This window comes from Peribacillus sp. NPDC096622 (assembly GCF_044762665.1).
Lineage (GTDB): Bacteria > Bacillota > Bacilli > Bacillales > DSM-1321 > Peribacillus > Peribacillus frigoritolerans_B.
This window is the reverse complement of sequence record NZ_JBIWES010000004.1, coordinates 211,900-238,781: the sequence shown is the minus strand read 5'-3', so window position 1 is coordinate 238,781 and position 26,882 is coordinate 211,900. Positions and strand designations below refer to the sequence as shown.

Below are 26,882 nucleotides of genomic sequence, written 5' to 3'. Positions count from 1 at the left end.
AAAGGGGCAAGAGGAAATGTTGATAGAAGAGAGAACATACCGAATCGAGAAAGACTTTCTTGGGGAAAAGGAAATTCCGGCAGATGTTTATTATGGAATACAAACTTTACGCGCAGTAGAAAATTTTCCGATTACCGGTTACAAAGTCAATGAAGAAATGATTCGTGCACTAGCCATGATTAAAAAAGCGGCCGCTTTAGCGAATATGGATACCAAACGGTTATATGATGGTATTGGAAGCGCTATCGTCAAAGCTTCTGAAGAAGTGATCGATGGAAAGTGGCATGAATATTTCATCGTTGACCCAATTCAAGGCGGTGCGGGTACTTCGATGAATATGAACATTAATGAAATCGTTGCCAACCGTGCGTTAGAACTTATGGGGCACAACAAAGGTGATTATGTGCATGTTAGTCCAAATAGCCATGTTAACATGTCACAATCAACAAATGACGTATTCCCAACTGCCATTCATTTATCAACACTACGACTTTTGGAGCAATTGTTACAAACAATGACCAAGATGAGTGGGGTTTTAAAGGATAAAGCAAAACAATTTGATCATGTTATCAAAATGGGACGCACACATCTTCAGGACGCAGTGCCGATTCGCCTTGGTCAAGAATTTGAGGCTTACAGTCGCGTGTTGGACCGGGATATAAAACGAATCAGTCAATCACGTCAACATTTATATGAAGTGAATATGGGAGCAACAGCAGTGGGAACGGGATTGAACGCAGATCCGCGTTACATTGAAAATGTTGTTACATATTTAGCTGAAATCAGTAACTTGCCGCTTGTAGGAGCAGAGCATTTAGTAGATGCAACCCAAAATACGGATGCATATACTGAAGTGTCAGCTTCATTGAAAGTATGTATGATGAATATGTCTAAAATTGCTAATGATTTACGTTTGATGGCTTCAGGTCCGAGAGCGGGATTAGGAGAAATCACACTTCCAGCCCGCCAACCAGGTTCATCCATCATGCCAGGAAAAGTAAATCCAGTAATGCCGGAATTAATTAATCAAGTCGCTTTCCAAGTGATCGGGAACGATAATACGATTTGCTTAGCATCAGAAGCAGGACAACTAGAGTTGAACGTAATGGAGCCAGTGCTTGTATTCAATTTGTTGCAATCAATCAGCATTATGAACAATGCTTTCAATGTCTTTACAGATTATTGTTTAGAAGGCATTGAGGCTAATGAGCAACATTTAAAAGATTATGTCGAACAAAGTGTTGGAGTGATTACAGCAGTCAATCCGCATCTTGGGTACGAAGTGGTTTCACGTATTGCCCGTGAAGCGATATTGAAAGGGAAATCAGTTCGCGAACTTTGTTTACAATATGATGTGTTGACAGAAGAGGAATTGGATCTGATTCTAAACCCTTATGAGATGACAAAACCCGGAATAGCGGGAGCTTCTCTTTTTGATCGGCAATAACCAGTATATTGGTAGAAAACATTAATCTTTATGATTTTTGATATAATGACTATGCCTTTAGGACCGTTGGTATAAAGGCATAGTCATTTTTTTTATACATTTATGGTATGCCAACCAACCGTCCGTAAGCTGCTTATGGGTATCTGAGCTGAATATTCAGTTATTTTTACCGATCTAATCATGGAGGGGTTAAACTATTCATGGAAAACCAATCCCCCTTAGAATATATCTAGGGGGGATTGGGAAGCTTGAGCTCAATAATATGCCTGTGTTAGCCCTTTACTACTTCCTGTCCTCGAACATTCCATGTAAATGCAAATACCACTACTGCAAGTACACAAGAAATCGTAATTAATGTAAAACCTGCATTCCAGCCTGCAAAGTCAACTACATATCCCATAATAGCATTAGCAGCTACAGATCCACCTAAATATCCAAATAAGCCAGTCAGTCCTGCTGCAGTGCCTGCAGCTTTTTTAGGAACTAAATCCAGTGCTTGCAGACCTATTAACATTACAGGTCCATAAATTAAGAATCCAATCGCAATTAGGGATATAATATCAATCATTGGGTTGCCTGCAGGGTTAAACCAGTAAACAAGGACTGCGATTAATACTCCTAGCATAAAGACAACCCCCGCCGGTCCCCGCCGTCCTTTAAAAACTTTATCAGAGATATAGCCGCATAATAAAGTACCGGGAATGCCTGCCCATTCGTATAAGAAATAAGCCGTACTGGACTCGTCCATGTTGAAGCCTTTTTCTTCGCTTAAATAGGTTGGTGCCCAATCAAGTACCCCATAACGCACGAAATAAACAAAGATGTTTGCAATCGCAATCGCCCAGACCCATTTGTTATTTAATACATATTTAAATAATATCTCTTTTGTTGTCAGTTCTGTCTCAAACGTTTTTTTCATTTTATTTGGAAAATCATTACGATACTCTTCAATAGGTGGCAATCCGACTGATTGTGGTGTATCACGTATTAAGATAAATGATATGATTGCTATTAATATGGCAACTAGAGCAGGTAGTATAAAAATTCCTTCATAACCTGCATATGAAGAACCCATAAATGTTGCAAAGATGGAAACACCTGCAATTGCCAGTGGAGCCATTAAGCCACCACCCACGTTGTGGGCAACATTCCATATTGCCGTTTTCCCTCCTCTTTCACTTACACTGAACCAGTGAACAAGGACTCTCCCTGATGGAGGCCAGCCCATCCCTTGAAACCACCCATTAATGAATAACATGATAAACATGATTGTAACCGATGATGTGAAGAATGGAACAAGTCCCATAAGTAAGCTGACGATTCCAGCAAGTATCAAACCTACTGGCAAGAAATACCTCGCGTTACTTCGGTCTGACACGGTTCCCATAACAAACTTACTTATCCCATATGAAATCGAGATAGCTGATAATGCAAGACCCAGCTCTCCAGTTGTAAAGCCTTCCTCCTTTAAATATGGCATCGCCATGGAAAAGTTTTTACGAATTAAATAATACGCTGCATAACCAATGAAGATACCGATGAAAACTTGTAATCTGAGTTTCTTATATTCAGAATCTATTTTTCCTTCCGGTAATCTTTCAACTGGTAGAGCTGGCTTAAATAATTTGAGCATCCAATTCCTCCTAAATATGATATTTTTGAACCTAATTAAGTAAAGTATGATGATGACACATAAAAAAACCCATACCCAAATAGTAACCTTTTTGTTTAAAAGGTCCTATTAAAGCATGAGTCTCCAAATCTCCACCATCGTTAACTTGTAATAATTATACTATCTTCATAAGAAAACGCTGTCAACATTTTTTTGTGCCCATTCGGACAAATAAGGAGCCATTGACGTCAAGTTAACTGACTGAGACCTTTTTGGTATCATTTTTAGATCTAAATTTTTTTCTGAACGAATGTTATGTGTCCAAAGTTCCAATGAATATGAATAGTAATGGTAAAAACCAAATGGAATGACATGCGCAATTTTTCATCTTTTTTAAGATTGTTAAGATAATGTAATCAGTCATTTCCATATGGAAAGGGAGGATATTTTGAAACAAGTGAATCGTTTTATCCGAAGCGTTACATTTCTAATGCTCGCATTTCTCATGTTTAGTGGGCAGGCTGCTTGTGCTTCAACAGATTCAATATCATCGCAATCCACGCCAGACCTTTTGATTCGGCAAATCATGGGTTTAGCCTACGAATCCCAACAATCCATTAGCAGTGGACCATTTTCTGTAGGTGATTCGTTGAAGAAAGTGGAAAAAGCCTGGGGTGCACCGGAAGATTTAAGTACCGTTGCAGCCAATTATTGGAGCCGGAATGTCCGATTCCTCTATGACGGTTCAACAGGGAGAAAAACGATTACCGCCATTGATGATTTTGATCCCCAATTGCAAACCATTCATTTATCCATGTTGAAGGAATTGATTGGTGAACCGGTAAGTGAAGTGGAACAAGAAGGGAATTACTATGTCACTTATACCGATTACGTAAATTATAAAGTGGTCTTCGTGTTTGAAAGCGCCTGGATTGACCCAAATCCAAGATTGAATATGTATACGGTTGAATTTGCACAAGATTAATAAGTTATTCTGATCCTGAACCTACTTTAATTGTAGAAAATGAAGAAGCTGAAAAAGATATGGGAGAATAATCTTTTCATAAAAAAAGACCCAGCAATTAAGCTGGGTCTGAGTTTGTAGACCCAAGGGGTTCAATCTGAATTTTAAGCAACGCTCATATTTTACACTCCCTCAATAAAAATGTAGGCATTCTAAATTTGTATCGAGTTTGTCTAAATTCTGAGGCCCAGTAATAAAAAAGGATCGTCCCTTTATTGCAGAGGGCTGATTCTATGCTATTCAACGGGAGAATTTTGTTTCAAGAATCTAATCGTTCCGTTCTATTCAATATTATTCAGCCATACATTAAAAAGATGTAAATAGAATGATTAAGGGGGAACTGCTGTGTCAGAAGGTGTGCATAGTATCATATTACCTGTTTCCAAAAAAACGGTATGGGGGTTTGTCAGCGTCATAGATCGTTGGGCACCTCTAGTTCCAGGATATATCAATCATGAGATGATTAATGAGTGGACACTTATTTGGGAGTTTAAAAGCGATTTGGGATTAATGAAGAAGAAAATTAAACTTGAAGTGAATATATTGGAATGGATTGAACCCGATAAGGTAACATTTAAGCTTAAGGGATTAAATGAAAAATTTGATGGGCATGGCTATTTTTTAGCAGAACAATGCGGAAATGGACAGACTAAAATGACTGGCTGCCTGGCGATTACGGCAAAAGGAGCCAAAGCCCCTATCGTCAATGCTTTGTTAAAAACCTACGTTCCTCAAATGACGATCGAGTTTTCTGAGGCAGTTGCACAAAGTCTCCTTGTACAAAAATAGGAATACATATTGGAGTTTTATTGGATATTGGCACTTGACAATTATACCTAAGTGGTATGTATTATAAATTGTAAGATTTTTATCAAGCCTTCATTTCACTAAATGGGTTTTATGATGGATGTCTGGATAGGATTCATAAGTAATAGGTAGGGTAGGAGGCCTCACATGGAATATGATAAGCAGGTTAAAAATAGAGTGAAGCGAATTGAAGGACAGCTTCGTGGGATATTGAAAATGATGGAGGATAATAAAGATTGCAGGGATGTAGTAACGCAGTTATCTGCAACCAGATCTGCAATCGATAGGACAATTGGGGTAATAGTAAGTTCCAATCTTGTAGAATGCGTCCGGGAGGCTAATGAATCCGGAGAAAAGAATCCCGAAGAGCTAGTGAAAGAAGCTGTGAATTTATTAGTGAAAAGCCGGTAAGCAGTTATATTATTGTTATATAGGAATTTTTAAGACAATGATTATTAGACAACCTGGACAATCCGGGAAATTTTAGTGTCCGGGGTGGATGGATTTTTTTAAATGGGCCTCTATAAGAAGAGGTCCATTTTTGTGAATTCTCTGTTTTCATTTCTGATAAGCAAATCCTTTGATATAAAGAATTTGCATGGTATCCTTAAAGGGATAAAAATTTAGTGAGGGTATGCTATGGAATTTACGCATGTTACATCGGTTTTGCTCGGCCTCGTCATCATTCTAAATATTTTATTTGCCACGATTGTCATATTTTTTGAAAGAAGGGAAGCGAGCACGACCTGGGCTTGGTTATTGGTTTTATATTTTTTGCCTGTAGTCGGTTTTATTTTATATCTGCTTTTTGGAACAAGTTTAAGGCACGCACACTTATTCCAATGGGAGGATAAGAAGAAGATCGGGATCGAAGAAATAATTGATAAACAGATGGAAGAGCTTTCAACGAATCGTTTTCCTTTTCGAAATGCTTCTTCGAGTAATTATCGTGACTTGATTTATATGCATCTCCGGAATAATGATGCCGTGCTTACTGAAGATAATCAAGTCGATATTTTTACGGAAGGGAAAAATAAGTTTGACCAGCTTTTTAAAGATATTGAAGCGGCCGAAAATCATATACATATACAATATTACATCATTCAAAGGGACGGCCTGGGTAAACGATTCATTGAAGCTTTGACTAAAAAAGCGAATGAAGGCGTCAAAGTTCGGGTGCTTTATGACGAGCTGGGTTCTAGAGGGATGACGAAACGTTTCTTCAGGGAATTTAGGCAGGCTGGAGGGCGAGTGGAGGCATTCTTTCCATCCAAATTAAAATTTATAAATTTACGGCTGAATTTCCGTAACCATCGAAAGCTCGTCATCATAGATGGAAAAGTGGGGTATGTTGGAGGCTTTAATGTTGGTGATGAATATTTAGGGCTTAATCCAAAATTCGGTTATTGGCGTGATACACACCTGCGAATAAAGGGTTCGGCTGTCAAAGCCATTCAAACACGGTTTATCCTGGATTGGAATCAGGCATCAAAGCATCATGATATAACATATCAGCCTCATTATTTCCCTATTGTAGAGCCTCAAGGGAATATAGATTTGCAAATAGTGACAAGTGGGCCGGATTCTGAATGGGAACAAATTAAAAACGGCTATATTAAATTAATTTCATCAGCAAAGAAATCGATTCTCATTCAAACACCTTACTTCATACCGGATGCAAGTTTATTGGATGCACTCAGGATTGCCAGCTTATCAGGGTTAGATGTAAAAATCATGATTCCGAATAAACCTGATCATCTTTTCGTTTATTGGGCAACAACTTTCAATGCAGGGCAGTTATTGAGAGCGGGAGCTAAGATATACATCTATGATAACGGCTTTATTCATGCGAAGATGATCGTGGTGGACGAAGAGGTCACCTCGGTGGGGACAGCTAACATTGATGTCCGTAGTTTTAAATTGAACTTTGAAGTCAATGCCTTCATTTATGATGAAGGAATGGCCGAAACACTGACAAGGATTTTTTATAAGGATGTAGAAGTATGCAGGCAGCTTACAATTGAAGAGTTTGAAAAGCGTTCAAAGTGGATTCGTTTTAAAGAGTCCATCGCAAGGCTGGTATCACCGATATTATAATTTTTTAAATAAGCGGACCATTCCTACATGATCCGCTCAGACTGTAGACAATCCGGGTAATCGAGTTTGCCTGCAGTTTTTTTATTTAAAAATAGTACGGAGCTTGATTTCAGAAATCCGCTCCCTTTCAGATGTAGACAATTGTTATTATTTGAGTTTGTAAAAATCGTTGATTCCCTCTCCAGGATCTCGCTTTCCGCAGGTCCGCCCTCGGCGCCTTTGCGCCTGCGGGGTCTCCTTTGGGCACGCTTTTCCCGCAGGAGTCTCGCACACCCGCTCCAATCAACTTGCTATAATTTAGATTGAACTTCTTTTGTCTCAAACTCAATAATTGAGGCTTCCTGCAATTTTAAAACAGGTACGGAGCTTGATTTCATAAAGCAGTAAAAAAGCCAAAAAGTATAACCAAGTCTTATATTAAAATCACGGTTTGTGGTGAGACCATTCCGAACTCCATTTTGGTACAATAGTTAATATCCAGAAAAGGGGGAAAAGGCGTGAAAACGTTTATAATCACAGGAGCTTCAAAAGGTTTAGGTGCTGCCATCGCCAAAGGGTGTTTGCAGACGAGTGATCATTGCATTATAGTTTCCCGTACAGCCCATCCTGAAATGCAGCGGATGGCTGACCGGTCCGGGACGAAACTTACATTTATTTCGCTGGACTTGAATGAAACTGAAAAGTTACCTTCCTTAGTCAATGAGATTCTTGCTGCTGTCGAAGATACAAGTGACATTTATTTCATTAATAATGCAGGTGTCATTGAACCGATAAAGCCGGTAGGAAACCTTGGTATAGTAGATTTGGAAACAAGCATGCGGGTGAACTTCATGGCACCCATCGTATTGGCTGATGAATTCATTAAACAGACAAAGGACTGGAACAGAAAGAAGGTAATGGTCAACATATCTTCAGGAGCAGCAAAAAACCCTTATCATGGCTGGTCGGCCTATTGCAGTACTAAGGCGGGGTTGGAGATGTTCACACGGGTTGCAGGGTTGGAACAGGATAAAACGTCTTTTCCTGCGTCTCTCATATCTTTTTCACCAGGTGTAATGGATACTGAGATGCAAGGGACAATCCGGTCAGCAGATGAACGGGACTTTGCCGATCGAGACAAATTTCATGAATATAAAGAGAAGGGCTTATTAAGAAGCCCCGAATTTGTGGCAAATAAACTTTTGCAGCTGCTTGAAGCGGAAGATTTGGAGAATGGGAAGTTCTACGACATAAAGAATTTACTTTGATGTATAAGAGAATATGAATCGAAAAATCAACTGATGGCTTATAGCGTGGGGTTGTCCCTTTGGACAGCCTCTTTTTTAGTGCTCCTTTATTCCATTTAAAATAACGGCTAAAAAACCAGGATATCATCTTGAGGAAATGTGATAATTCGTTCTATCCCATAACCTGAATAACATAAACTTTTTTGGAGGGAGTTTGGAGGGTTTTGAATGACGATCATTATTGTGAAAAAAGGTGACAGCCTTTGGGAAATTGCCTCGAAAAATAAAGTTGCCCCATCGAGGATAATTGAAGTCAACGGATTGGAATCAACAGCTTTGGTTCCTGGTTTGGCATTGTATATACCTAATGAAAAATCGGTGAATCGAAGGTATCTAATTAAAAGTCAGGATACCCTCACTAAAATCGGCAGTCGTTTTGGTACGAGTGCAGCGGCAATCATGGAGGCAAACACAGGAATCTCTGCAAACTCGCTAAAAGTCGGTACGGAAATTTTGATACCGTCACCATACAAAAATCAATTGATTACGCTGGGTTTTGCCTTCCCGACTTCAGGTGGAGTAGTATTTGAAACACTTGAGCAGAATGGTGATAAATTATCCTATTTAGCCATTGTGGCTTATTCGTTTACAAGGGAAGGAAATGCATACGTAGATGGGGATGATCTCCCTCTTATCGCGAAATGCGAACAGACAGGGGTGACCCCGCTTCTGATGATCCGAAACTTTCAAGATGGTGATTTTGATGCTGATTTGGCTGGTGATGTCCTTGCTAGTTCAGAATACAGAACGAATTTAATCAATAGTATGCTGAATTTCGTTAGGGAGAAAGGCTATGGGGGTGTCAGTATGGACATCGAATTCATCCCACCTGCCAGGCGTTCCGATTATGTGCTTTTTTTAAAAGAATTAAAAGAGGGGTTGAACGAACTGATCCTGCATGTGAACGTACATGCAAAAACAGCGGATAATCCTGATAATCGAATTGTAGGCGGGCATGATTATCGGGGAATCGGAGAGGCAGCCGACCTTGTTGCCGTGATGACCATTGACTATGGGTATCCAACTGGACCGCCTGAACCCATTTCCCCACTTTGGTGGATGAGAGAGGTTCTTCGTTATGCTTTGTTGAATATCCCTGAATATAAACTGCAGTCGGCATTTCCTATGTATGGATACGATTGGATAGTACCGAGCCACGAGACGAAAGCTTTATCAGCTCAAAATGCCCAAAATCTTGCCATTGCAACTGGTGCTGAAATAACTTTTGACACCGCAGCGGCTTCACCTTCCTATTCCTATCGAAGAGAGAATTCGAATCATGTCGTTTGGTTTGAAGATATACGATCGATAAGTGCAAAATATGAACTGATTGATGCATATGAACTGATAGGTGCAACTTATTGGCAGATTGGTTTGGAATTCCCGCAGAATTGGGAGTTTATAAATAATAATATTTGGATTATCAAATAGAATGAATGGGTGCAGGCGGTGAACAGAAGTTATATATTTATTACCATTGTTTGGTTGTACAACTTTTAACAGAAGCAATATTGTTCGACGGGCCTTGAAACATAAAAAACCAAGGCTCCTTTTTTATCGTGAATCGCATTGGGAGTATGCAAATCATAATAAATAATCTTAACCCAAAAAAGTTATGACTTCATGACCCTAATTGCTTCTGCATTAGAAGCGCTAGATAAGTAATTTAGTTTTAGGATGAAGAAAGAAGTGCAACAGTTTGCCACTAGAATACAATAAGTCGTAGCTAAAACAACCTCTAGAACAAGAAAGACGAATTTCTGCTAAGTTAACTGGAATAGGAATTTTGTAAAAGAATCGAAGATCATCTTACTAAAAAGTCTAGTGACATAAAGTAAACGAAAATAGCTTCATGTGATATTCAATAAAAAATTACTAACTTTGGCCCTTTATATAGTTAAACTGCAAAAGAGATTGCACTAGGGACTTCAGCTGTCGTGTTATCTCTTCGTCACCCTTTGCGTGTAGCAAAAGAGATGGCGACCATTAGGAATCTATTAAGCAGTGGAGAGAATTAGTAGATTACTATCATACCGGCTTATTCAAGCCCTTCTCTCAGCCTATGCATCTTGACTTATCTGAAAATCCAAACGAAGGCCCAACTCCTATACATGCTGGGCTTCCGGATTGGGCGTAACGCTTTAATTGATCTGTTAAATATCTATAAAGAAATAGGCGTAAATCATCTTTTCTTTGCATTGTTCGATAGTAAGAGACCTGCTGAAGAAGTGATTCATGAATTAGGTGAAGAGGTTTTACCTAATTTCTCGGCACACAAGGTGAATAAATCATGATTTGGCGGTATGAAGAGGAGTTGGAAGAAATCAATCTTCCAACTCCTGTTTTTTCTGCTGATGAAATCTTGAATATGTTAATTAAGCAGCCACTAACTCTATAGACTGGAAAATTAGAGAGGGCATTACGAAGCAAGCTATTCCTTATCAATTATCTCTAATTATTGGATGCCACTTGGCAGGTGTCAAGTCAGCGAAGGTGTTGATAGTTTTCATGCAGGGAATACTCTGTGCTTGGAGAAAGAAGTCATCCAGATGAACTCTGCTCCATCTATTGAACTTTGACTAGATAAAAAGAAGAAGTTAAGTAAGCATACAGGAATTAGATGTAGGTATGGAAAATCTTTTTAATCTGAAAATTTTTCCTATCTTTCATCATTAAACCATTTTCGAAATGGATCTTTTAAGAGCGCGCAGTCAACTGAGACCAAATTCCTTTCTATAAAAATGACGACTTTCATCTATTATTAAATATACAAACACAACTGGTTTCCACAGGTATCGAAACGACTAGTTTTTCATTCATACCAACCTTTTTCTAAAATAAAGTTCATGGATATTTAGAATGGTTATTTTTTTACACTGGATTCACTCTGTAATTCAATAGATTGCATGTGCCGGGTTGGGGTGTTTTATATGATGAATTTACCAAATATGAGCATGGGGGTTCTGAAATGCTTGCTGAATATTGAATAGGGATTTATACTCCTTAATATATGTAAAAAAGGAGAAAAATTTGATGATTCGACGTTTTGCTTCATATTACCTGCCACATAAGCGGTTATTCATTATTGATTTCTTCAGTGCAGTGGTCGTGGCTGTTCTTGAACTTGCATTTCCGTTAGCAGTTCAGTGGTTTATTGATACACTGCTGCCTGGCGACGATTGGTCTGCAATTGTTTCGGTAAGTGCCGGTTTGTTCCTGCTTTATATCATTAGTACCTTCCTACAGTTCATCGTAGGGTATTGGGGTCACAAATTAGGTATAAATATCGAGACTGATATGCGTGAGGAATTATTTGAGCATGTGCAGAAACAATCTTTTCGTTTTTTTGATAACACGAAAACCGGCCATATCATGAGCCGCATAACCAATGATCTGTTCGATATTGGTGAACTTGCTCACCATGGTCCCGAAGATTTATTCATTGCCTTCATGACTTTTATAGGTGCATTTTGGATTATGTTGACAATCAATGTGAAACTGGCACTCGTATCGGTTTGTATTTTACCGTTCCTCGTGTTATTGATTGTCATAAGTAATTTGAAGATGAATAATGCGTGGAAGAAAATGTATACAGAGGTTGCGGATGTAAATGCCCGTGTGGAAGATAGCGTCTCTGGAGTGAGGGTTGTACAATCCTTTACTAATGAAACATATGAAATGAAAAGATTTGCTACTAATAATCGCAGATTCCGTAAAGCGAAACTACTAGGATATAAGGTTATGTCCTTTAGCTTATCAGGCATTTACATGATGACGAGGTTTATGACCCTTGCCGTGTTGGTGATTGGAGCTTGGCTAACTTTTCATGGGCAGCTCTCTTATGGGGAACTGGTTGCATTCGTCTTATATGTAAACGTATTATTTAAGCCGATTGACAAAATCAGTGCGTTGATGGAACTCTATCCAAAAGGGATGGCCGGCTTTAAGCGTTTTACGGAACTTCTGGATGTCGCGCCTGATGTCGTGGATAAAAAGGATGCAATTGAGGTGACCACCCTTTTAGGGGATATTTCCTTTAAAGACGTTTCTTTTAACTATGAAGACAAAAAGCCAGTTTTAAAAGGTATTGATCTAACAGTTAAAGCTGGTGAAACCATCGCTTTTGTCGGGCCTTCAGGAGCTGGGAAAACGACCATATGTTCTTTGATCCCACGTTTTTATGATGTTAAGTCCGGTTCAATATCCATTGATGGAATTGATATTCGTGAGATGACGAAAAAGTCATTGCGTTCACAAATTGGGATAGTCCAGCAAGATGTATTCCTTTTCACAGGAACAGTTAAAGAGAACATTGCATACGGAATGCTTGACGCATCGGATGAACAAATTCAAGAAGCCGCAAGGAAAGCCCATTTGGAGACTTTCATTGAAGGACTTCCAGAAGGCTATGAAACTCAAATAGGTGAACGCGGCTTGAAATTATCCGGAGGACAAAAACAACGAATTGCAATAGCAAGGATGTTTTTGAAGAATCCGCCAATATTAATTCTCGATGAGGCAACTTCTGCACTCGATACGGAGACGGAAAGAATCATTCAGCAGGCTCTTACGGAACTAGCTGAAAACAGAACTACGTTAATCATCGCACACCGATTGGCAACCATTCGAAACGCTGACAAGATCGTGGTTGTTACGGAAGAAGGAATTGCTGAAGAAGGCGGTCACGATGACTTACTTAAGCAGGGGGGCATTTTTGCCAATCTGCATCAATTACAATTCCAAAAATGATGAAAAGCTATATGTCCTCACAAGGACATATAGCTTTTTTAATAGAATGGAAAGGATTTCAATCAATATTGATTTCGGTATAACATAATGTCTAATTAATATTTCAATAAGGAATAAAAGTCTTTTAATAAACACAGGTTGCTCGGGAATGGCGGCTTATTAATCGGTTATCCATTCAAATTGAGGCGAAATCTAATAGATTAGCCTATAACAATAGAATTGGCTGTGCATACAATAAGGGTAGACGGTGGGGCCATAAACCAGAAAAGATTAAGGAGTGTAAATCGTGAAAGTAATGACTATTTTAGGGACTCGACCTGAAATTATCAGATTAAGTCTAATCATAAAGAAACTGGATCAATATGCCGATTCACATATTCTAGTGCACACTGGACAAAATTTCACCTCAACCTTAAGTGAAATATTCTTCCAACAGTTACAGGTAAGGAAACCCGATTATGTCTTGCTGAACCAACAGCAAACTCTCGGTGAACAGCTAGCAGCCATATTTAAAAAATTAGAGACCATTTTTTTAAATGAAAAGCCTGACAAGGTATTAGTGTTAGGTGATACAAACTCTGGGCTCAGCTCTATCTTAGCAGAAAGGATGGGCATCCCCGTCATTCATATGGAAGCAGGAAATCGTTGTTTTGACTTGGAAGTGCCTGAAGAAAAAAATCGTCGTATTATTGATGCTGTTTCAAGCTTTAATTTACCTTATACTCCTCAAAGTAAAGAGAATCTTTTGAATGAAGGTATCCCAAGTAAAAGAATATTTTTATCGGGAAACCCAATTTACGAGGTTTTGAACCATTACAACAATGAGATTGAGCAAAGTGTAATTTTGGAAAAATTGAATCTGGATAAGGAGGATTATTTCCTCGTTACAGCCCATCGTTCTGAAAATGTTGACCATGAGTACCGATTGCTGGAAATTATGAAAGGCATTAATTCAGTTGCCGATACCTATCAAAAAAGAATCATATGCAGTTTACATCCCCGGACAAAATCCCGCATTGAACTCAGTCCCAAATTAGAAGTGCATCCATTAATTGAATTTCATGAGCCATTTGGTTTCTTTGATTTCGTAAAGCTTGAAAAAAACGCTTTTTGTGTGCTGACCGATAGTGGAACCGTTCAAGAGGAATGCTGTTTGTTCCATGTACCGACCGTTACGATACGAAAAACAACTGAAAGGCCAGAAACCATTGAGTCGGGCAGCAATATATTATCTGGAATTAACGCTAAACAAATCGTCAATTGTGTGAAGGTTATGGTTAACCAGCAAAAGGAATGGACTTTTCCAGAAGGCTACGACCATAAAAACGTATCAGATAAAGTACTTAAAATAATACTGGGAGGCCATGAAATTGATTAAGAATCAAACCATTTTAGTGACAGGTGGAACAGGCTCATGGGGATATGAATTGGTTAGGCAGCTTCTTGAGTATGAACCAAGTGAAATACGTATTTTTTCAAGAAATGAGTCCAATCAATTTACAATGAAGCAGGAATTTGATAACAATCCGAAATTACATTTCATAATCGGGGATGTAAAAGAGAAGGAAGCTCTAGTGGAAGCATGCCAAGGTGTTGATTATATTTTTCATTTGGCTGCATTAAAGCATGTGCCTGTTTGTGAAGATCAGCCCATTGAAGCATTAAAGACGAACGTAATTGGAACACAGAATGTCATAGAAGCTGCTATAAGTTGTAATGTTCATTCAGTTGTGAACATTTCTACAGACAAAGCTTCAAATCCATCTAACTTTTACGGCCTTTCAAAGGCGATGGCAGAAAGATTGATCATCCATGCTAATACATTAAACACGAAAACTAGATTCGTCTGCATCCGAGGCGGAAATGTTTTAGGAACAAATGGAAGCGTCATCCATGTATTTAAAAAGCAAATCAAAGAAAAAGGAAAAATCGGCATAACGGACTTAAACATGACGAGATTCTTTTTAACCATTGAAGAAGCGATTAAATTGGTATTTAAAGCAACCTTTGAAAGCATTGGTGGAGAAATATTCGTAATGAAAATGCCGTCCTGTAAAATTATAGACTTAGCTGAAGTGTTGATGAAAGCATCCAATAAAACAAATGTAGGTGTAGAAGTCCTTGGCATCCGTCCTGGTGAAAAACTCCATGAGATCCTGCTATCAGAATATGAAAGTACAACGGCAATCGCTTATGATGATGAATATTATGTAATACTTCCAGCCATTCACATAGATGGGATTAAAGAACATTACGCTAATTACCAGCCTGTTAGTTTAGAAGACTATAACTCAGGCACAGGACTAATGAATAAAGCCCAGATTGAGGAAATGTTAAAGAATGGGGGCTTTATTTAACATGAAGGTATTAGTCCTTGGTGGACAAGGGATGGCAGGCCATGTAATAAAGGAGTATTTCACACAGGACCCGAAGTATCAGGTGACTTATACTTCAAGGGATATAAATGATAAAAAGGGCCTATATCTGGATGTAACCGATTTAACAAGTCTAGAGGAAATCATGGATAAAGTTAAACCTGACATTACGATTAATTGTATCGGCATTTTAAATGAGCATGCAAGTGATAATACGAAACTCGCTTTTCAGGTTAATAGTGTTTTTCCCCATCAGCTTGTTAAATTGACCGAACGCAATAATGGGAAATTGATTCATATCAGTACAGATTGTGTATTTTCAGGTGTAAAAGGGGATTATACCGAGGACGATATCCCTGATAGTACCACAATTTATGGCCAATCAAAGCACTTGGGAGAAATCATTAGTCAAAAACATTTGACTATACGAACCTCCATAATAGGCCCGGAACTAAAAGAAGATGGAATTGGTTTATTTCTTTGGTTCATGAAGCAAAAGGGAGAAATTAAAGGATATGAAAAAGTGCTTTGGAATGGTGTAACAACGCTGGAATTAGCTAAAGCCATTGAAGTATTGATTGAGAATAAAGTAACTGGCTTATATCATTTAGGTTGTGAGAATAAAGTGTCAAAATATAATCTATTGAAATTAATAAAGAGGACCTTCAATAAAACAGATGTTGAGATTTTACCTGATTCACAAATGGTACTGGATCGAACAATAAAAAATACAAGGAACGATTTTTATTATCAGATTCCCCCTTATGAACAAATGCTTAAAGAATTAAAAAGCTGGATGGAAAAGTAATGAGTCAGATTCCTAAATTGTTAATTACGGGGGCAAGCGGATTCACAGGTCAGCATGCGTGTAATCACTTTGTTAACGCAGGTTATGCTGTAACTGCAGTGACTAGAAAGAATTTCGTAAATGATAAAGTTCAGACAGAGATATGTGATCTAACAAATAAGGAAAATGTAAGTAAGTTAATAAAGAAGGTGAAACCTGATTATCTTCTTCATTTAGCAGGGCAAAACCATGTAGGAACATCATGGATTGATCCTGTTTCTTCTCTGGAAGCAAATGCAATGTCAACCCTATATTTAATTGAGGCACTAAGGCAAGAAAATCCAGCCTGTAAAGTGGTTACAGTCGGTTCAGCCCTGGAATTTGACCCTCAAAATATTGCAACCCTAACACACCCTTATAGTTTAAGTAAAACTCTACAAGTACTTATTGCCCAATCATGGGGAGTACTCTACAACATGAATATCGTAATTGCTAAGCCCTCAAACTTGATTGGTCCCGGAATATCAAATGGTGTTTGTTCCATATTTGCAAAAAAAATAGTCGATATGGAAGAAAATAAAGCTGAAAAAGTACTTGAAGTGAGTAATCTTCAAGCAAAACGGGATTTTGTAGATGTAAGAGATGCGGTAAATGCATATGAAATTATTTTAACCCAGGGGAAACCAGGGGAAATCTATGATATTGCTTCTGGGAATAGTCACTCTTTAGGAGAAGTGATCAGCGGGTTTAAAGCCTTAACAACTATTGACTTTGAAATAAAGTCTAAAGTAAAGGATCAGGAGGAAGGCAGGGTTGAAATCTTACCTTTGGAAATCGTGAAATTAGGTTGGAAACCAGCTTTTTCATTGAAGTCATCCTTAGAGGATATTCTTTATTTTTATCGTAAAAAAAATAAACCCTGAATTCAAAGACAGATACAAATATTCAATCAAAAACGTATGGGAAGAGCTTTTCAATGAAGCACATCAAAAAAGAATTAAATCATTTTTTAGACATTCTAAAAGAGATCGAAGAGGTGACAAGGTAGATGCCTATGGTCATTTTAGAATTACAGGGCATTACCATTCTCCCTTTATTCAATACCTGGAGTAAAAAGGGATTCTATATATCTTACTATTTCTAATCAGGCAAAGAAAACCAGTTTAGGAAAGGTAAAAGCAGACGTGATCGATGCGTACCCAGTTGCATTGTATTATAAAGAGGAATTTGACCTCATAAAATTAGAGGAATTCAGCTTTTAGACCTTCTGGGAAAGCGTAACAAATATGTATGTGGAAGCTAAACTTCAGTTTCACACTATTTTAGATCAAGTTTTTCTTTATAGTTGTTAAAAGCATATCCGGTATTAACAGCCGGAGAAAGTAGACTAGCAGAGTGTGTTATAGAGTTCAGTTTTAGATGATCGGGTCAAATGGGTATGGGGAAAAGTGGAAAAATAATGGACTTCGCATCTCGAAATCCATTCCGAAAAAGGGTATGAAGTTCACGTAATCAATCTTCGTATGTAAATTGAGTTGTTTTTTCAACCAGGGACACCATTTGATTTTGAAGATCTGTTAGTGGCCCTGGCGATTGAAATGGAAGAGTATAAGATAATCCAAACAATTTCCGGTATAGGAGAAAACGCGTAGCCACGATTATCTCTGAGATTGGTGAAATCCATCGGTTTAATCATCCGAAAACTATTTGCCTTCGCTGGAATAGATCGAAGTGTTCACTCATCGGGTAAGTTTACGGCAACAATTAATTGTATTACTAAAAGAGATTAGCAGGCTACGTCATTCACTCTTTGCATATTAAGTGGAATTAGACGTTCAAGGTACAAAAAGCTTAGAGAATTCTATGGATAAGAAAAATTAGAAGGAAAACCTGCCAAAGTGTCTATCGTTGCCTGTATTAAAAAGTTGCTTCATTAGATTTACGCTTAATTAAAGAGAAAAGAACCGTTCCCAGATTTAACCTAATGAGTTTCACACGTTAAGTATAGAAGGGATGAATGAATGGCCATTTCGTCAACCCGACAGATTGAAAACCGTCCGGTAGGTGGGGTCAGACCCACCCAACCAACCAGTGAAGGTCAAATTTGTTAATCTAGATTCCTCAATTCCTCCACTGTTTTAGTACAAGGTTATCTTTTAAACAAACCAGAACGCTTAAAAAGGGCTGGTAAATGGCCATTTTATCAACAGAAAAATATATGTCTACTGTATTTCTTCAGACTGTATATGGATAAAAGATGAAAGATTCGTAAGATATCATGAAAATAAATCCCGCAATCTAGCAATAGGTTCGTGTGTTTTTATTAAAACCACTAGATTTTTCTAATCTCACTTTGCCCAATAAAGATCGTTTGATTCTTAACTGCTAAACCGCAAGTATAACCAAGGCATTTAAAATATCTTCCTCATTTCTTTTTGCTAGGAATTCACCTAAAACACAATAATATTGTTTAATAGCATAATGTATCATGACAATATTTAACCACTTTTCTTAGAATATTCTAGGATCACACCTTGGTGGATTGTTTTATTAGGGAAATAACTTACGAAAGAGAGGGGATTTTTCATTGGAGGATATGAAACATATGATACATATAGCTAATCACTTGCGATATATTTATCGTTGATGTGGCAAATTTGAAATTACCACAAAAGAACTGCCGTATTTTGTAATACCTCTGGATTCAACATTTAAAACCTTTTTTATTTGTGGTTTAAATTGGACTAAATAAAGACCGGCTTTATGATGCAGCTTGAAATTACAATCATCTATGGGTATAAGGTGCACCTACTTTTTTGGACAATTCATTTTCTTATAGATAGTATGAATTTTTCTGGAATGGTTCAGACAAGCTAAGGAAGATAATAGTGGATTTTTAATATTAGGACCATATTTATCAATGTTGTTTAGAAAACCTAATAGTGTCCACCCATCTTCAAATCAGGGTGGACATTTTATACCAGTTTATAAAGGAGTATTTTGAAATAGGCTTTAAGCTTTATACACTCCCAAGTCCTTTAGCATATTTAAAAAATTATTTGCATAAGTATCAGGGTTAAAATGTGTATGAATATGTTTCTGTGCGTTTAAGCATATTTTTTCCCTAACTAAATTATCAAATAATAAACTTTGAGCTTCTGTTGCAGCTAGTTGTAAATTATCATGTGGATATATTTTCCCTGTTTTATTGTGAAAAATAAAACTCTTGATACCATCTGAATCCGTTGTAAGTACAGGACATCGACAACTCATGGCTTCGACTATCGCAAAACCAAATCCTTCAACTTTTGATGTAGAACATAAAAATCCTCCTGAATCACCTATTATGGAGTAATATTCCGCCATTTTTTGATGGGGGATATTATTAAAGATTTTAAGATTATCATTTAATTGATATTTTGTGAGCATATCATCGAATTGTTGTCCTTGATCCGGATGGGTCAACGTAGCATCTATAAACATCCATAATTTTATTGAAGAATTAATTTTAACCATTTCATAACCAATTTCTAAAAATCCTTTCCAGTTTTTATTTTCTTCTATTCTGCCTACCCAACCAATAATCGGATTAGGTTCCGAAGGACCTCTTGTTTTATGCGTAAATAAATCAGTATCAATACAATTATGAAATGAATATTTCCTGATTGATGGATAATATGTGTAAATTAAATTGATTAAATGGGGGGCTCTAGGAAAAAGAATGACGTCTGCATTTTTATTGACATATGGCTGTGCTCTTTCTAGCCATTTTTTTGCATCGGCAAATGAACCTAGACCTTGTACCTCATAAATAAGTTTGCCTTTAAAGTTCATGTTCCTAATTCGAGGTAGAAGTGAATGGTCAGAGCAAACAATAATAACATCATAATTCCCTTTCGTTATAACCGCCTGAATTCCTTTATTGGTATCCGTTATAAAAGTTGGTGTCTCTTCGATATTCTGAAGTCCAGGACCTTTTCTATAATATAAAAAATGAAAATTCACTCCATGTTTTTTTAATGCATAACTTCTCTGACGTGCTAATGTTTCTACACCCCCGCTTGGATAATAGTAGACAAATAGAATGTTCATTTGCTATCTTACCTCCCTTAAGTTACCTTCACATTTCAAAGATATTTCCTCACATTTCATAAAAATATACTTAACATAATTTGAAAACATGATTGATGTTTATGTATATTCCTTTTGTGGTCCTGATATAACTTATCTATTCCTGTCTTTAATTGCTCTTTGTGGACCAGCCCATTGAAAGCGCATTAAATCAGGCCTATCCAGATATAGAAGTGATTGTCGTTAATGATGGTTCAACTAAATTCACTAAAAAAATAAACCCTTCAAATAGGCCTAACTTTGAAAATAAATCCATTATCATCATTACAGTACAGCCATTGATATTACATCCCTTACGTAAATTTTTTTAAGGAGTCAATTATGTATGGGAAGTGGATGGCTGCTTCTTTGTGCAATACGGCCCTAGATGCATCAATTAAATGAATAGTTTGTGTAGCTAATATAGGAATTGTTTTCTCATAAAGGTTATTTGTTTGGAAACTTTATCTTCATTAAAATGGTCATCTGAGTTTAGCCAGGCAAAGTATTCACCTGAAGCATTCTTGCTCCTTAAATTAAGAACGCTGGATGTACCGCCGTTTTCCTTTTCAAAATAGGTGGAACTACTAATATACATATAATTCAGTACTTAGCTCGCAATAAAAGGTGGAAAGCCTTTATCAACATATGTACATTATCCAAGTATTGGAATATATAACAGAAAGGAGACAGAAGAAAATCAAGCAGTAAATTAAAAGTATGATCTTTGTTAATATTGTCTTACTTGTAAGGGGGTAATTTTTCGGAAAACCCTTAAGTCTATACTATTATTAAACCATTCTCATATATTACGAGTAGGGATCTGCTTCTATTTAAGGGTTTTTAGGAACTTTGATCTTTGAAGGAGGGCGAATGTGAAGAAAGTATCCATTGTTGTTCCGTTTTATAATTGTCCCTACATTGATGAAGCATTGGAAAGTTTGATGAATCAAACATATAAAAATATTGAAATTATTGTTGTGAATGACGGCTCTACAAAATATTCGGAAAAAATCACACCGTATCTAGATAAAATTAAATACATTGAAAAGGGAAACGGTGGAACAGCAAGCGCCTTAAATATGGGCATCAAAAATGCGACTGGTGACTATTTTTGCTGGCTTAGTTCAGATGACATCTTTTACCCTGAGAAAACAGAAGTTCAATTAGACTTTATGAATAAAAATCGAGCTTTATTTAGTTATACTTCTTATTATTGTATAAATGAAAATGGGGAAATTATCACTCCTAGCCTGGGTATACACCTGCCTAATAAATTTGAAATAATTAAAACAATGATCAGGGGAAATATTATTAATGGCTGCACCGTAATGATTAATAGGAAGATATTTGATCTAATTGGAGTGTTTGATGAAACACTCCGATATACTCACGATTATGATTTATGGATAAGGATCGTACAAAAATTTGACATACAGTTTTTGTCTCAACCTTTATTACTTTATAGGGTTCATCCACAAATGGGCTCGAATAAGCATGCAGTTAGTATCAAAAAAGAAACTTTCCTCGTTATTAATCGACACCAAGCTAAAATGAGGCAATTAATGTTAAAACTCAGAAAAAAATAATTATTCAGACTAAATATGTAACTAGCCTTGTTTTGCTAAAGTTGAAGTCCTTGTGTCTTAACAAGGGCTTTTCCTATTTTAATAGAATAAATCCGTTTTACTTTCAGGTTAGGAAATTGGAAATTAAGTATTGTTTAGACTGATGATTTCCAGAATGGTTGAACATACCCTGGAAGCGGTAAAGTGGATTTTTTGACTTATACGTATATAGCAAGTAAGGATGTTTTTGCATATCTTATAGAAATTAATCTCCATCTTATTAATATGTGGTTGTTTCCTTTTTTCGAATATGACTTTTAGGTTCAGAAAAAGTAATGTTTTTGTTAGGTATTACTTAAATCAATAAAAGACGAGCATCCGTTTGCAAAGTGTTTTGGATTGTCTACAATGCGACAAGATCTCTATACGAATATAGAAGGTCACTTTTAATAAAAAAAGGAATCTTTTTATAGGAGGGGAACATGAGAAAACTCATCATATTTGCATTTATCGGTTTTTTGGCTCAGTTAATTGATGGATCATTAGGTATGGCATATGGGGTTACTTCAACATCGCTGTTGTTGACATTTGGAATTGCCCCTGCAGTGGCTTCTGCATCCGTACATCTGTCCGAGGTAGTGACTACTGCTGCTTCTGGTATATCTCATATGAAATTCGGGAACGTTGATCGTCAAGCGCTTTTAAAATTAATCATTCCTGGTTCAATTGGGGCATTTGTAGGGGCGTGTTTTTTGAGTAATTTACCAGGAAATGTAGTGAGACCCTATATTTCGATCTTTTTATTTATTCTTGGCGTGTATGTACTTTTTCGTTTTTTAAATATTTCTAAAACAAGAAATGAAAGAAAATCAATTAATATATCAAGAAAAAAATCAATCGTTTTGGGGTTAATAGCTGGATTTGCAGATGCCACCGGTGGGGGAGGGTGGGGCCCGATTACAACTCCAGTCCTTTTATCTCAAAAAGGTGTTCCTGCTAGAAAAGTGGTTGGTACGGTGGATACGAGTGAGTTTGCTGTTGCTGTTTCTGCAACGCTGGGGTTTCTTATTGCATTAGGTTGGCAGGAAGTGAATTGGTTTTGGGTAATTGCACTTATGGCAGGGGGAATTATTGCCGCACCCACCGCTGCCTGGATCGTTACTAAATTGCCATCTTATTTATTGGGAGTCCTCGTAGGGGGATTTATTATTTTGACCAATGCACGAACGTTGATTAACACTTGGACGTTTCTTGATAATTGGTCTCTCGTTATTTATATACTCATATTAATTGGCTGGACAGTTTCTTTAGTCCATGCCATCCGAAATAACAAAAATCCTGTTCCATAACTTAAGAATAAAGGGGAGATCATATGGGGCAAGATGAGTACATCCATCATCATTCATTTTCTATTACAAAAGAACTTAGGCAAGCTTTACATGGACATAAAAGCTTGATTCTTTGGTTTACAGGTTTATCAGGTTCATGTAAGTCAACCATAGTGAATATGGTCGAGGGAAGACTTCATGAAAAGGGGATCTCGACATATATTGGATGGTGATAATTTACGGAATGGAAGATCGCAAGGAAAATATACGCCGCATAGGGGAAGTGGCCAAAATTTTTGTCGATAGCGGGATTGTAGTATTAGCCACGTTTATTTCGCCTTAGTGACCGAGAAGATGTCAGAAAAAAGGTAAAACAGGGTGAATTTCTTGAGATATATGTAAAATGTCCTTTAGAAGCCTGTGAGAAAAGAGATCCCAAAGGGTTATATAAGAAAGCTGGAATTGGAGAAATTACTCAATTCACAGGGATCCCTTATGAAGAACCGGTAAACCCTGAAATCATTATTGAAACCAGTCAATATTCTATTGAAGAATGTGCGATGCAGATCATGAACTTCTTAAAAAATAATGGGCATTTAGGGGATGTCCATATTTAGGCATGAAAAAGTGACAAATGAATGTACAAATGATTGAGGTGTTATATATGGATGTTCAAAGAATCATCATTGAACCACATGGAGGCAAGTTGATTAATCGTGAATTAACAGGAATTGATCGAAAAGAATATTTGGAAAAGTGAAAATCCCTTTCATCCTTGTATATCTCAAAATGGATTATTTCGGATATGGAAATGATGTCAAATGGCGGGGTTAGTCCACTTATTGGATTTATGGGGGAAAAAGTTTACCAGAGCGTCTAAAAATATATGCATCTGGCAAACGGATTACCATGGACGCTTCCGGTTACTCTTCCTGTTACAAAGGCAGATGCGAAGAGTATAAATGTGGGGGATGAAGTGGCTCTAGACAGTTATGAGGAGAACTGTGCGGGGGCATTCAGATAGAAGAAATGTTTGAATACGATATACAGGAAGAAGCTAGACTCGTTTATAAAACAATAGATTCTAACCATTCTGGGGTCAAAAAGCTATTTGAGCAAGGGGGCATCTATATTGCTGGGCCTATTTTTCAAGTGAATAGGCCTTCACATAAACGATTTGAAGAATTTTATTTGAGTCCAAACGAAACTTAGAAAAATGTTCAACGAATTAGGTTGGAGTACTGTAGACGGATTTCAAACCAGAAATCCAGTGTAACGGGCTCATGAATAGTGAATCCTCTTGTGGGTGAAACGAAAAAGGATGTATACCAGCAGATGTCCGGATGGAAAGCTATCAAATTTTATTAAAATATTACTATCCATTGGACTGGGTCCGACTTGCAATTTATACAGCCGCTATGCGTTATGCCGGCCCAAGGGAAGCGGTCTTTCATGCGCTTGTTCGAAAGAATTATGGTTGTACACACTTTTTTGTCGGCCGTGATCATGCTGGGGTAGGAAACTATTATGGAACGTATGATGCACAAGAAGTTTTCAACCAGTTTGACCCTAAAGAAATAGGTATTAAATCATTGTTTTTTGAACATAGCTTTTACTGTGAAAAATGTATGAATATGGCTTCGTTGAAGACATGCCCCCATTCTGCTGAGGTGGCAGAATGGGGGCATGAAGAAAAAAGGGGAAGGCTTACCAAAAGGCACAACTACTATCCTATCGGGTGCATATGAGGAAGTCCTTACAAGGGGTTTAGTTATGCCTTTGTTCGGTACAGTGCTTTATCCAGCTTAAGTCCGAAAAGCCGTCTGTATTTTAATATTTCCGCACCAATCAGTTGGATACCCTCATTATACAAATAACTTTGTACAACCTGTATCTTAAATTCCTTGGAAAAAAATTGATATGTATCCCCTTTTTTAGGCAAAATAAGATCTATCCAAGCAGTTGTTTAACATCCATGTTATTTCAAGGGCTTTTTATACAGTCTAACTAAGGGGATAATATCATGCGTAAGCGGAAGTAGAAATATAGATTTTAAAAATTGATTAGATTCATATCCCATAAAGCTAGTGATTTATCAGCAAAATTCATTTCTCCTTCCGTACAATTCTCATTAATAATCAAGATAGGTTTTGGAAAGTTGAATGGCTCAATCTCTAGATTAAGAGGGCGCCAGCTTCCTGTTCTTATTTCATGATTACACAAATGGTTTGTAAATGTAGTCGTTAATAAATACCTCGACTGGCTTGCTTTAAAATTGTTTAAAGCTGAATGAATATCAGAAAAACTAAAATGTACGAGACAATCTCTACAGAGGATTAAATCACCTGTAGGTAGACGATCTTTTGTAATGTCCATATGAAAAAACTGTACATTGTTTAATGGATATTTTTTTTTATTTCTTTTTATTATCTCATCGACGATATCAATCCCAATATATAATTCTGTATTTTTGTATATTTCTTTCATCCAATTAAAATCACCACATGGTGCATCTATCATTTTTTTTATCTGAAGTTGTTTTATTATGCTTGGTAATTCCTGAATGAGTGTTTTGGTTTGAGTAAGTGTTGAACCCGTACCAGATACAGACTCAGAATTTCTCCACCTGTTTTTCTTATAAATATTTGTAAATAGCTCTTTCATTTACATTCTCACCTTTCATCATTTTGTTAATTTAGAAAGGAATTAAAAAAACGACATGATTTGAAAGGACGATCTGTAAAATCTAGAAAACTATATTGAATTTGGCAAAGTACCAATCATCATCATATTTTCGTTTTTGAAAGTAAGCCCGTCTCTGCTTTTTAACTCCATCAAGGAGCACTTGGGATTCAATAGGGTTTGCTTTTACATGGATCATAAGTTTTTTGCACTTTTGTATGCGATGAGTATTAAAATGTGAGTATGCCATCCTTAATAAATTATAGTAAACTTCATCATAGCTAACTTCATAGGGATGAGTTTTTCTGAATAAATGGATTATTTTTACATCAGGCAGCGCGTGGCAGCGAAATCCGAACAGCCATAACTTAATAGAAAGTTCTACATCTTCATGTCCCCAAGTTTTAAATCCCGTTTCAAATCCGCCCACATCTTCAAACACTCTTTTTGGGATAATAAAACATCCTCCGGGTAATACAGCAGTTTCAAAGAGACCATTTTGTTTAGAGTTCCATTTGATTCTAAGGTTTGACTTTAAGGTCTGACCATAGCCAATGAAATCGGAATTGCCAAACGAAGCGATTGCTGGGGTTACTGCATCAGATTTTCCTGTAAGCAGGGGCTCTACAATATGATCGATCCATAAATCTTCAAACTGTAAATGGGCATCGCAAAAAATCAGAAATTCTCCCGAAGCTTTCGTTGCTCCTAAATTACGTGCGTTTGCAGCTCCTATGCCATCTGTTTCAAAAAGTTTAACCTGGTTTGCGTGATTATACGTTTTAAGAAAATCGCAGCAATCATCTGATGATCCATCGTTTATAATAATCACTTCGAAGGGATAATTTGTATCAACAGAAAATAATGAATCGAGAGTGTTTTTCACATTTTCCCCTTCATTTTTGGCTGGAAAAATTATTGAAATTAAAGGATGATTTTTCACTTCATTTATCTCTCCTTTTGTAACGATTTTTCATTATTAAGAAAAATTCAAGGACTGTGATATTAAT

At 37.1% G+C, this 26,882-nt stretch carries 22 protein-coding genes and 3 pseudogenes; 20 read left to right on the top strand and 5 right to left on the bottom strand.

Annotation, left to right across the window (positions count from 1 at the left end; genetic code table 11):
- Positions 1–16: 16 nt before the first annotated feature.
- Positions 17–1,447 (top strand): aspartate ammonia-lyase, encoded by a 1,431-nt coding sequence (gene aspA / locus ACIQYG_RS09990; protein ID WP_402837564.1) that lies wholly within the window; start codon positions 17–19, stop codon positions 1,445–1,447.
- Positions 1,448–1,718: 271 nt separating this feature from the next.
- Here the strand turns inward: aspA and glpT are convergent, their stop codons facing one another.
- Complete coding sequence (glpT, locus tag ACIQYG_RS09985; RefSeq protein WP_402837562.1) at positions 1,719–3,080, bottom strand: glycerol-3-phosphate transporter; 1,362 nt, start codon at positions 3,078–3,080, stop codon at positions 1,719–1,721.
- A 436-nt stretch (positions 3,081–3,516) separates the two neighbouring features.
- Here glpT and ACIQYG_RS09980 point away from each other — a divergent pair, with 436 nt between their 5' ends.
- The 12 genes and pseudogenes from ACIQYG_RS09980 (at position 3,517) to ACIQYG_RS09925 (ending at position 17,107) form a co-directional block, all read left to right on the top strand.
- Positions 3,517–4,044 (top strand): DUF4309 domain-containing protein, encoded by a 528-nt coding sequence (locus ACIQYG_RS09980; RefSeq protein WP_402837904.1) that lies wholly within the window; start codon positions 3,517–3,519, stop codon positions 4,042–4,044.
- A gap of 384 nt (positions 4,045–4,428) precedes the next feature.
- Complete coding sequence (locus tag ACIQYG_RS09975; RefSeq protein WP_402837560.1) at positions 4,429–4,872, top strand: SRPBCC family protein; 444 nt, start codon at positions 4,429–4,431, stop codon at positions 4,870–4,872.
- Positions 4,873–5,037: 165 nt separating this feature from the next.
- Positions 5,038–5,301, top strand: coding sequence for a metal-sensitive transcriptional regulator (locus ACIQYG_RS09970; protein WP_034307218.1), 264 nt, complete (start codon positions 5,038–5,040; stop codon positions 5,299–5,301).
- Between the two features lie 228 nt (positions 5,302–5,529).
- A complete protein-coding gene (gene cls, locus ACIQYG_RS09965) occupies positions 5,530–6,987 on the top strand; it encodes a cardiolipin synthase (protein WP_402837558.1) in 1,458 nt (485 codons plus the stop codon).
- A 497-nt stretch (positions 6,988–7,484) separates the two neighbouring features.
- Positions 7,485–8,234 (top strand): (S)-benzoin forming benzil reductase, encoded by a 750-nt coding sequence (locus ACIQYG_RS09960; RefSeq protein WP_402837556.1) that lies wholly within the window; start codon positions 7,485–7,487, stop codon positions 8,232–8,234.
- A 207-nt stretch (positions 8,235–8,441) separates the two neighbouring features.
- A complete protein-coding gene (locus ACIQYG_RS09955) occupies positions 8,442–9,704 on the top strand; it encodes a glycosyl hydrolase family 18 protein (protein WP_402837554.1) in 1,263 nt (420 codons plus the stop codon).
- Between the two features lie 562 nt (positions 9,705–10,266).
- Positions 10,267–10,567, top strand: a pseudogene (locus ACIQYG_RS09950) (LLM class flavin-dependent oxidoreductase); the annotation flags it as partial.
- A 739-nt stretch (positions 10,568–11,306) separates the two neighbouring features.
- Positions 11,307–13,022, top strand: coding sequence for an ABC transporter ATP-binding protein (locus tag ACIQYG_RS09945; RefSeq protein ID WP_402837552.1), 1,716 nt, complete (start codon positions 11,307–11,309; stop codon positions 13,020–13,022).
- Positions 13,023–13,308: 286 nt separating this feature from the next.
- Positions 13,309–14,400, top strand: coding sequence for a non-hydrolyzing UDP-N-acetylglucosamine 2-epimerase (wecB, locus tag ACIQYG_RS09940; protein WP_402837550.1), 1,092 nt, complete (start codon positions 13,309–13,311; stop codon positions 14,398–14,400).
- Positions 14,393–15,379, top strand: a complete 987-nt coding sequence (locus ACIQYG_RS09935) for an SDR family NAD(P)-dependent oxidoreductase (RefSeq protein ID WP_402837548.1) — start codon at positions 14,393–14,395, stop codon at positions 15,377–15,379. The genes wecB and ACIQYG_RS09935 overlap by 8 nt, the downstream gene beginning before the upstream one ends.
- A gap of 1 nt (position 15,380) precedes the next feature.
- Positions 15,381–16,205 carry a dTDP-4-dehydrorhamnose reductase family protein gene (locus tag ACIQYG_RS09930; protein ID WP_402837546.1) on the top strand — a complete coding sequence of 275 codons (825 nt, stop codon included), beginning with the start codon at positions 15,381–15,383 and terminating at the stop codon, positions 16,203–16,205.
- Positions 16,205–17,107, top strand: coding sequence for an NAD-dependent epimerase/dehydratase family protein (locus ACIQYG_RS09925; protein ID WP_402837544.1), 903 nt, complete (start codon positions 16,205–16,207; stop codon positions 17,105–17,107). Before ACIQYG_RS09930 ends, ACIQYG_RS09925 begins: the two co-directional genes overlap by 1 nt.
- A gap of 2,089 nt (positions 17,108–19,196) precedes the next feature.
- Here the strand turns inward: ACIQYG_RS09925 and ACIQYG_RS09920 are convergent.
- The gene (locus ACIQYG_RS09920) at positions 19,197–20,276 is read right to left on the bottom strand and encodes a glycosyltransferase family 4 protein (RefSeq protein WP_402837542.1); all 1,080 of its coding nucleotides are present in this window, start codon (positions 20,274–20,276) and stop codon (positions 19,197–19,199) included.
- Positions 20,277–20,437: 161 nt separating this feature from the next.
- Here ACIQYG_RS09920 and ACIQYG_RS09915 point away from each other — a divergent pair, with 161 nt between their 5' ends.
- Complete coding sequence (locus ACIQYG_RS09915; protein ID WP_402837541.1) at positions 20,438–20,626, top strand: glycosyltransferase; 189 nt, start codon at positions 20,438–20,440, stop codon at positions 20,624–20,626.
- A gap of 86 nt (positions 20,627–20,712) precedes the next feature.
- Here the strand turns inward: ACIQYG_RS09915 and ACIQYG_RS09910 are convergent, their stop codons facing one another.
- Positions 20,713–20,892, bottom strand: coding sequence for a glycosyltransferase family A protein (locus tag ACIQYG_RS09910; protein WP_402837539.1), 180 nt, complete (start codon positions 20,890–20,892; stop codon positions 20,713–20,715).
- A gap of 277 nt (positions 20,893–21,169) precedes the next feature.
- Here ACIQYG_RS09910 and ACIQYG_RS09905 point away from each other — a divergent pair, with 277 nt between their 5' ends.
- The 6 genes and pseudogenes from ACIQYG_RS09905 (at position 21,170) to ACIQYG_RS09880 (ending at position 24,938) form a co-directional block, all read left to right on the top strand.
- Positions 21,170–21,883, top strand: coding sequence for a glycosyltransferase family 2 protein (locus ACIQYG_RS09905; RefSeq protein ID WP_402837537.1), 714 nt, complete (start codon positions 21,170–21,172; stop codon positions 21,881–21,883).
- Positions 21,884–22,344: 461 nt separating this feature from the next.
- Positions 22,345–23,211, top strand: a complete 867-nt coding sequence (locus ACIQYG_RS09900; RefSeq protein WP_402837535.1) for a sulfite exporter TauE/SafE family protein — start codon at positions 22,345–22,347, stop codon at positions 23,209–23,211.
- A 23-nt stretch (positions 23,212–23,234) separates the two neighbouring features.
- Positions 23,235–23,807, top strand: a pseudogene (cysC, locus tag ACIQYG_RS09895) (adenylyl-sulfate kinase).
- Between the two features lie 188 nt (positions 23,808–23,995).
- A pseudogene (locus tag ACIQYG_RS09890) lies at positions 23,996–24,402 on the top strand (hypothetical protein).
- Between the two features lie 4 nt (positions 24,403–24,406).
- Positions 24,407–24,466 carry a hypothetical protein gene (locus ACIQYG_RS09885; protein WP_402837902.1) on the top strand — a complete coding sequence of 20 codons (60 nt, stop codon included), beginning with the start codon at positions 24,407–24,409 and terminating at the stop codon, positions 24,464–24,466.
- A 67-nt stretch (positions 24,467–24,533) separates the two neighbouring features.
- Complete coding sequence (locus ACIQYG_RS09880) at positions 24,534–24,938, top strand: hypothetical protein (RefSeq protein WP_402837533.1); 405 nt, start codon at positions 24,534–24,536, stop codon at positions 24,936–24,938.
- Positions 24,939–25,242: 304 nt separating this feature from the next.
- Here the strand turns inward: ACIQYG_RS09880 and ACIQYG_RS09875 are convergent, their stop codons facing one another.
- Positions 25,243–25,854 carry a class I SAM-dependent methyltransferase gene (locus ACIQYG_RS09875; RefSeq protein ID WP_402837532.1) on the bottom strand — a complete coding sequence of 204 codons (612 nt, stop codon included), beginning with the start codon at positions 25,852–25,854 and terminating at the stop codon, positions 25,243–25,245.
- Positions 25,855–25,936: 82 nt separating this feature from the next.
- Positions 25,937–26,824: a glycosyltransferase family 2 protein gene (locus tag ACIQYG_RS09870; RefSeq protein ID WP_402837900.1), complete on the bottom strand. Its 888-nt coding sequence runs from the start codon at positions 26,822–26,824 to the stop codon at positions 25,937–25,939.
- Positions 26,825–26,882: the final 58 nt, after the last annotated feature.